This window comes from Pseudonocardia xinjiangensis (genome assembly GCF_012911925.1).
Taxonomy (GTDB): Bacteria; Actinomycetota; Actinomycetes; order Mycobacteriales; family Pseudonocardiaceae; genus Pseudonocardia; species Pseudonocardia xinjiangensis.
This window is the reverse complement of sequence record NZ_JAAXKY010000038.1, coordinates 40798-48250: the sequence shown is the minus strand read 5'-3', so window position 1 is coordinate 48250 and position 7453 is coordinate 40798. Positions and strand designations below refer to the sequence as shown.

Sequence of the window (7453 nt, the reverse complement as noted above, 5' to 3'; positions counted from 1 at the left end):
CCCGCCCTCCCTCGGTGACCACCGAGAGCAGCTCGGGCACCTGTGAGCCGGCGGCGTGCAACCACCAGATCGTCCATGGGTTGCCGGGATCAGCCCAGTAGGTGTGAGCCAGCCGCGGGGGCAGGACGAGGGCGTGGCCCGGCGCGACGACGGTGGTCCGGTCCGCCACCTGGCACCGCCCGATGCCGTCGGTGCAGATGATCACGACGGCCTCGTCGGCGCCCTCCGGTCGGCGTCGGCCGTGGTTCGCCGCGCGCGGGAAGTATCCGGCGTCGGTGACGAGGAGGCTCGCCGTCGGCGGCTGCCGCAACGCGGACGAGACGAGCGGGCGAGGGAGCACGCGCAGCCGTTGGCCGGGGAACCCGTCGGGCAGCAGCACGGTGGCACCGTACCCCTGGTCGTCGGATCGTCCAGGTAAGTCGGTCGATTCGGCTATGCAGACGCGCCGCCGTCGCTCGTAGCGTCTCGGCATGCTCGACGGCGAGTCACGACTGCAGCTCCCACCCCGCCCTGCCGCGCAGGCCGGCGCCGGGGTGGCCGTCTGGCGGGACCCGCTGACGATCGACAGCTACCTCCCGGAGCCGCCCGACCGCTACCCGGCCTACCTGGATCATCGCGTCTACCAGGGCTCGTCGGGCCGGGTCTACCCGCTGCCCTTCCACGACCGGATCAGTCCCGCGAAGGCCCCCGTGGAGTGGGCGGCGGTGCACCTGGAGAACCGGTGGCTGCGGGTGCTGGTGCTGCCCGAGCTGGGCGGCCGGATCCACGTGGGGCACGACCGCAGCTCCGGCTACGACTTCTTCTACCGCAACCCCGTGATCAAGCCGGCGCTCGTCGGACTCGCCGGCCCGTGGATCGCGGGTGGTGTGGAGTTCAACTGGCCGCAGCACCACCGCCCGGCGACGTTCCTGCCCACCGACGTCGAGGTCGAGCACGAGCCCGACGGCGCGGTCACCGTCTGGTGCTCCGACCACGATCCGTTCACGCGGATGAAGGGCATGCACGGCATCCGGCTGCGGCCCGACCGCGCGACGCTGGAGCTGCGGGTGCGCCTGTACAACCGCAGCGAGCAGACCCAGACGTTCCTGTGGTGGGCGAACGTGGCCGCTCGCGTCGGCCCCGACTACCAGTCGTTCTTCCCGCGCGACGTCCGCGTGGTCGCCGACCACGCCCGGCGCGCCACGACGGCGTTCCCCGCCGCCGACCGGCCGTACTACGGCATCGACTACCCGCGCCGGCACGACCGGATCGGGCTCGCCGCCGACGGCAGCGAGGTCCGTGGCGACCGTCTGGACTGGTACCGCAACATCCCCGTGCCCACCTCCTACATGTGCGTGGGCAGCCGGGAGGGCTTCTTCGGCGGCTACGACCACGGCGCCCGCGCGGGCTTCGTGCACGTGGCCGACCGCGTCCTCTCCGTCGGCAAGAAGCAGTGGACGTGGGGCGACGCGCGCTTCGGGCACGCCTGGGACCGCAACCTGAGCGACGACGGCGGCGCCTACGTGGAGCTGATGGCGGGCGTCTTCACCGACAACCAGCCCGACTTCGCGTTCATCGCCCCCGGCGAGACGAAGGTGTTCTCGCAGTTCTGGTACCCGATCCAGGAGATCGGCCCCGCGCACGCCGCCACCGTCGAGGCGGCCGTGCGCGTGGACGTCGAGCCGGACGGCGCGCACATCGGCCTGGCGACCACGTCCGAGCGCGCCGGCTGCGTCCTGCGGTTGGAGGACGGCGACGGCCGGGTGGTGGCCGAGGAGGCCGCCGACGTCGCACCCGGACGGCCGTGGCTGCGGAGGCTTCCCCTGACCGCCGCGCAGGCGGCGGCCCGGCTGCGGCTGCGCGTGCTGCACGGCGGTGCCGAGCTCGTGGCCTGGGACTCCCGCGTCCCCGACTGCTCAGAGGACGTCGTCCCCGCCCGGGAACCCGCCGCGCCGGCGGACGTCGCGACCGTCGAGGAGCTCGCCGTGATCGGCGCCCACCTCGAGCAGTACCGGCACGCGACCCGGTCGCCGGAGGCGTACTGGCGCGAGGCGCTGCGCCGCGACCCCGGGCACGTCGCCAGCAGCGTCGGGCTCGCCGCCAGGGCGTACCGGCGCGGCGACCTGGCCGAGGCGGAGTCGCTGCTGCGGGCCGCCGTCGCGCGGCTGACCACGCTCAACGGGAACCCGCAGGACACCACGGCGCACTACGCGCTCGGTTTGGTGCTCGAACGGCAGGGCCGGCCTGACGACGCGTACACCGCCTTCGCCACCAGCTCATGGACCCGGCCGTGGCGGGCCGCTGCCGGGTACCGGATGGCACGCCTGGACGCCGCCGCCGGGCGCGACGACGCTGCGCTGTCCCGGCTGGAGGACGTGCTGCGCGTCGAGCCGGAGCACCTGCAGGCCCGCGCGCTGAGTGTGATCGTGCTGCGCCGCGCGGGACGCCACGAGCGGGCCGCCGAGATCGCCGGTGCCACGCTCGCCCTCGACCCGCTCGACTGGTGGACCCGCGACGTGCTCGGGCTCCCGGTCACAGCCGACGCACAGACGTGCCTGGACGTGGCGGTCGAGCACGCCGGGGTCGGCGAGCTCGACGCGGCGCTGCGGATGCTCGATCTCGCCGCCGAGCGGGAGCCCGCCCGCGCGATCGGGCAGACGGCAACGGGGCCGCTGCTGGACTACCACCGCGCCGACCTGCTGCAGCGGCTCGGACGGGCCGATGACGCACGGCAGGCACGGGAGCGGGCGCGCACCGGCGACGCCACCTGGTGCTTCCCCGCACGGCTCGACGACGCGCTCGTGCTGGAGCGCGCCGTGGCCGCCGACCCGGAGGACGCCAGGGCCCGCGCGCTGCTCGGGCACTGGCTCTACGCGCACGACCGGCGCGGCGACGCGGTGGCGGCGTGGCGGGCGAGCGGCGATCTCGACCCGACCGATCCCGTGGTCTGGCGCAACCTCGGGCTCGCCGCCCACAACCACCTCGGGGACGCCGAGAGTGCGCGGGAGGCCTACGACCGTGCCCTCGCCGCCGCGGGCCCGGACGCGCGGCTGCTGTTCGAGAGCGACCAGCTGGACGCGCGGCGCGGTGTGCCCCCGCAACGGCGGCTGGAGCGGCTGCTCGCGGCCCGGGAGCTCGTCGAGTCCCGCGACGACGCGACCGTCGCGCTGGCGCACCTGCTGCTCACCGCGAGCCGCCTCGACGAGGCCCGGGCGCTGCTGCTCGCCCGTACCTTCCAGCCGTGGGAGGGCGGCGAGGGCGAGGTGCTGCGGGCGTGGGACCGGCTCGCCCGCCTACAGGCGCAGCGCGAGCTCGCCGCAGGCGGCGTCGATGCCGGGCGGGTGGCCGTTGCGCTGCTCGACGCGGCGCTCGACCCGCCGCTCTCGCTCGGCGAGGCCCGCCACCCGCTCGCGAGCACGGCCCAGCTGCAGCTGCTGCGTGGCGACGCGCTGGCAGCGGCGGGTGACAGGGACGGCGCGATGGCCGCGTGGGAGTCGGCCGCCGACCAGCAGGGCGACTTCCTGGTGATGAGCACCCAGCCCTACTCCGAGGCGACCGCGGCGTCCGTGCTCGCACTGCGCAGGCTCGGCCGCGACGACGAGGCCGGGCACCTCACCGACGCCCTGCGCGGGTTCTGCGCCGCGCTCGCGGCGACTCCCGCCACCGTCGACTACTTCGCCACGTCGCTGCCGTCGATGCTGCTGTTCACCGAGGATCCGGACGTGGTGCAGCGCAGGCGGGTCGCGTTCCTCCGGGCCCAGCTCGCCGTCCTCGACGGCGACGAGAGCGACGCCCGGGACCGGCTGGCGGAGCTGCTGGCGGACGATCCACACCATGTCGACGCGCTCGAACTGCTCGCGTCGATCACTCCGTCGACCGTCCTCGAGGAGGCCTGATGCCGCCCGACGATCCGCTCCCCGAGCGCCTCACCATCACGCTGTGGGACTTCTCCTGGTACGTGCGCACCGGCCCCGGGGAGCCGTTCGCCGACCTCGACGCCGCGTTCGCGCAGGCCGTCGAGCGGGGCTACAACACGGTGCGGATCTGCGCGATGCCGTTCCTGCTGTTCGGCTCCGGGCTCGACACGGCGGCGCTGGCCCTCGGCCCGCTGGGGGGCGACTTCGCCCAGCGGATGCGCTGGTACGACGTGAAGGAACCGACGACGATCGACGCCCGCGAGCACCTGCTCGCCCTGTTCCGCGCCGCGCGCAGGCACGGCTGCTTCGTGATCGTCTCGTCGTGGGAGTACCAGCAGAGCTCGGCGTTCGCGGCCGATCCGGCCTGGTGGGACGCCCTGCGCGCGGTGCCGCCCGCCGAGCGGCCGGGCCGGCTCGCGGCCGCACACGCCGACCTGCTGGACCTGCTCGTCGCCGAGGGCCTCGACGATCGCGTGGCGTTCACCGAGATCCACAACGAGGTGCAGGTCGGCCACCTCGCCGACGGGCTTCCCACCGACGCCGACCCCGTCGTGGCGCTGCGGCCACTCCTGCAGGAGGCGGTCGACGAGTTCCACCGCCGCCACCCCGGCCGCCGCTGCACCGTCAACTACGCGCGCGTGCCGCACGAGAGCATGCGTGGCATCCCGGAGAACGTCGACGTGCTCGCCGTCCACCCCTACATCTACGGCGTGCTCGACGCGCTCATCGACGAGTTCGGCCTGCGCCGGCCGGTGGCGCAGTTCCCGCAGGAGAGAGCCGCCCACATCCTGCGGCCCGGGGCGCCCCCCGCCGGCGGGTGGACGGTGCCCGCCGAGCACCGCTGGCGTCTCGACGCCACGATCGTCTCGGCTGCCGAGGCGTACGGCCACGACTGGGCCGACCCGGTGGCGTTCGACCGCTGGCTCTACGACCACTACGGCGAGCACCGCATCGCCATGGCCGAGAAGCTGCGGTTCTGGTTCGACGTGGCCGCCGACTGGGCGGCCGCCCACGACGTCCCGGTCGTCCTCGGCGAGGGCTGGGTCGGCTACACCCCGCTGCACGGCACGTTCGAGGAGGGCCCGGTCGGGGCCGAGATCTGTCGCCAGGCCGTGACGCACGCCCGGCGGATCGGCGCCTGGGGCACGGTCGTGTGCTCCAACGCGGCGCCGCAGCACCCCATGTGGTCCGACGTCGCGCTCCAGCAGGAGTGCAACGCCCTGTTCTCCGCGGCGTCCGCGCCGCGCACGTCCCCCGTGTTCCCCGCGCGGGAGCCCGCCCCGCGATCCGCCTGATCCCGACCGCGCCAACGACGGCGCGCTGGAGGTTTCCGTGAGTACTCCACCGTTCTCCCGCCGCTCGTTCCTGCTCGGCGCGGCGAGCCTGACCACCGTGCCGCTGCTCGCGAGCTGCGTCGGCACCGGCGCCGATGGCGGGGCAGGCGGCGGGACGACCGCCCTGACCCTGCAGTCGTGGATCCAGGACGCCGGGCCGAAGGCGGCGCTGGAAAGCGTCGTAGCGGCCTTCGACGGGCCGCCGGTCACGTTGAACTCGGTGGCCACCGAGCAGTTCCGGGCGCAGCTCTCGACGTACCTGACCAGCGCCACACCGCCCGACGTGCTCGGCTGGTACGCGGGATCGGTCGCGAACTCCTATGCCGATGAGGGGCTGCTGCTCGACGTGTCGGACCTGTGGGCCCCCGGCGGCGCGTGCGCGAACTTCTCCGACGCCCTGCGGGCGCTGTCGACCGGCGCGGACGGCAAGGCCATCTTCGTGCCACAGAACTACTACTGGTGGTCGATCTTCTACAAGAAGTCGGCGTTCCAGCAGTGGGGCGTGCAGCCACCGAAGACCTGGGACGAGTTCATCGCGCTGTGCGACACGCTCAAGGCCCGCGGCATCCACCCGCTCACCAACGGCATCGGGTCGACGGCCTGGATGTCGGCGGGCTGGTTCGACTACCTGAACCTGCGGATCAACGGCGCCGGCTACCACCGGGAACTGCTCGCGGGGAAGCACTCTTTCGAGGATCCGCAGGTGACCGCGGTCCTGGAGCAGTACGCGCGGCTCGTCCCCTACTTCCACCCCAACCAGACCTCGTGGGACGCCCAGCAGGCGGTCACGCCCATGGTCAACAACGAGGCCGCGATGTACCTGGTCGGGGCGTTCTGCACGGAGTACTTCCCTGCGGACCAGCGTGACGACCTCGACTTCTTCTCCGTGCCGACGATCGACCCCTCGGTGCCGAGCGCCGAGGAGGCCCCCACCGACGGGTTCTTCGCCGCGGCGGGCAGCCAGAACCCCGAGGGGGCCAAGCAGTTGCTGTCCTACCTCGCGTCGGCGCCCGCGCAGCAGTCCTTCATCGAGAAGTCCGGGTCGTCGAACCTGCCGACCTCGCCGGACGTCGACACCTCGACGTTCAGCCCGCTCGTGCAGAAGGGCATCACGCTCCTCAACGAGACCGCCGAGATCACGCAGTTCTTCAACCGCGACTCCAGCGACGCCCTGCAGACCACGGCGGACGCCGCGCTCACGCAGTTCATCGCGAACCCCTCGGACATCCGCGGCACCCAACGGCAGTGGCAGCAGGCCGCCCAGCAGGTCTTCTCGTCATGACCACGATGCAGCGGGCACCGGCGGGTGCCGCGCCCTCGACGCGCGGCACCCGGGACCGGCGCCGCGGTGGACCGCTGCGGCGGGTTCCGCTGCTCGTGTGGATGTTCCTGCTGGTGCCGCTGGCCGTCGAGCTGTTCTGGGTGTTCTGGCCCGCGATGAACAGCTTCTCGCTGTCCTTCACCAGCTGGAAGGGCGTCGGCGCGGCGAAGCCCGTCGGCCTGGAGAACTACCAGCGCCTCGCCGCCGACCCGATCTTCCACACGGCGCTGCGCAACAACGTGATCTGGGTGGTCGGGTTCGGCGGCCTGTCCGTCGTGGGTGGGCTGGCGCTCGCCGTCGCGCTCAACCGTCCCGGGCGCGGGGTGGGGTTCTACCGCAGCGCGATCTACCTGCCGATGGTCATCTCCCTCGCCGTGACGGGCCTGTTCTGGCGCGTGATGTACCAGCCGGACGGGCCGATCGACGCCGGCCTCGGTGTGCTCGGACTGGACTGGCTGCAGCGGCAGTGGCTCGCCGACCCCGACACCGCGCTCTACGCCGTGCTGATCGCCGCCGTCTGGCGGCAGGTCGGCTACATCATGGTGCTGTACCTCGCGGGGCTGAAGGGCACCGACCCGACGCTCGAGGAGGCCGCGGCCGTCGATGGCGCGAACGCCTGGCAACGGTTCTGGCGGATCGTGATGCCGCAGCTGCGAGGCGTGAACACGGTGGTCTTCGCGGTCACCGTGATCGACTCGCTGCGCACGTTCGACATCGTCTGGGCGATGACCCGCGGCGGTCCGTACAACACCACCCAGCTGCTGTCGACGTACATGTTCCAGCAGGCGTTCACGGTGGTGAACCTCGGTTACGGCTCCGCGATCGCGGTGGTGATCTTCCTGCTCGCGATCGCGTTCATCATCACCTACCTCGCCCGCCAGGCTCGTGCGGAGGAGAGCTGA

5 protein-coding genes are annotated in these 7453 nt (G+C 73.0%); 4 read left to right on the top strand and 1 reads right to left on the bottom strand.

Going from position 1 to position 7453, the window contains the following annotated elements:
* Window positions 1-379, bottom strand: a 379-nt coding sequence (locus HF577_RS14115; RefSeq protein WP_312859125.1) for an AraC family ligand binding domain-containing protein, incomplete at its 3' end; no start/stop codon positions are given.
* 91 nt (window positions 380-470) lie between these two features.
* Between HF577_RS14115 and HF577_RS14110 the strand changes: the two genes are divergently transcribed.
* Genes HF577_RS14110 through HF577_RS14095 form a run of 4 tightly spaced genes read left to right on the top strand, consistent with a single transcriptional unit; the run spans window position 471 to window position 7453 of the window.
* On the top strand, window positions 471-3875 hold the full coding sequence (locus tag HF577_RS14110; RefSeq protein WP_169396288.1) for a DUF5107 domain-containing protein: 3405 nt from the start codon (window positions 471-473) through the stop codon (window positions 3873-3875).
* A complete protein-coding gene (locus HF577_RS14105) occupies window positions 3875-5191 on the top strand; it encodes a cellulase-like family protein (protein WP_169396287.1) in 1317 nt (438 codons plus the stop codon). The genes HF577_RS14110 and HF577_RS14105 overlap by 1 nt, the downstream gene beginning before the upstream one ends.
* A gap of 37 nt (window positions 5192-5228) precedes the next feature.
* On the top strand, window positions 5229-6512 hold the full coding sequence (locus HF577_RS14100) for an ABC transporter substrate-binding protein (RefSeq protein WP_169396286.1): 1284 nt from the start codon (window positions 5229-5231) through the stop codon (window positions 6510-6512).
* Window positions 6509-7453: a carbohydrate ABC transporter permease gene (locus HF577_RS14095; protein ID WP_211174253.1), complete on the top strand. Its 945-nt coding sequence runs from the start codon at window positions 6509-6511 to the stop codon at window positions 7451-7453. Before HF577_RS14100 ends, HF577_RS14095 begins: the two co-directional genes overlap by 4 nt.

Excerpts from the sequence above, each read along its gene's own strand:
- HF577_RS14110 (WP_169396288.1), top strand. The coding sequence starts at position 471 with ATGCTCGACGGCGAGTCACGACTGCAGCTCCCACCCCGCCCTGCCGCG.
- HF577_RS14105 (WP_169396287.1), top strand. The coding sequence starts at position 3,875 with ATGCCGCCCGACGATCCGCTCCCCGAGCGCCTCACCATCACGCTGTGG.
- HF577_RS14095 (WP_211174253.1), top strand. The coding sequence starts at position 6,509 with ATGACCACGATGCAGCGGGCACCGGCGGGTGCCGCGCCCTCGACGCGC.